The 504-nt window shown below is 46.0% G+C and carries 1 rRNA gene; it reads left to right on the top strand.

Going from position 1 to position 504, the window contains the following annotated elements:
• A 16S ribosomal RNA gene (locus G3N99_RS41575) occupies positions 1–112 on the top strand; the annotation flags it as partial.
• Between the last annotated feature and the right edge of the window lie 392 nt (positions 113–504).

The raw sequence follows: 504 nt of genomic DNA, 5'->3' as shown, positions 1-504 counted from the left end.
AGAAGTGGCTAGTCTAACCGCAAGGAGGACGGTCACCACGGTAGGATTCATGACTGGGGTGAAGTCGTAACAAGGTAGCCGTATCGGAAGGTGCGGCTGGATCACCTCCTTTCCAGAGCTATCTCGCAAAGTTGAGCGCTCACGCTTATCGGCTGTTGATAAAGACAGAAAGACTGTCTGTTAGCGGTTTAACCGGTTATAATGCCGGCCGCTTTCGATAATCATCAATGACAAACATTCGAATGAAGTTTGGTTCGAGTTTTTCTCATTGGCGATTGAGCCAGTCAGAGCGGTACGAAAGTATCGGCTGTCGTTCTTTAACAATCTGGAAGAAGTAAGTAATTTGGATAGCGGAAGCGTCTATGAGATGGACGTGAAAACTATCCGGGTTGTGATTGTATCGATGTATCTCAAGATGATTCGAACTCTATGTTTGACTCAATTGGAATACGGCACAAATGCGAGAACTCAACCTGTAACGACTGTCGATGAGACAGACTCGTT

Source organism: Burkholderia sp. Ac-20392 (assembly GCF_017104585.1).
Classification (GTDB): domain Bacteria; phylum Pseudomonadota; class Gammaproteobacteria; order Burkholderiales; family Burkholderiaceae; genus Burkholderia; species Burkholderia lata.
This window is presented reverse-complemented; position numbering and strand designations above follow the sequence as displayed.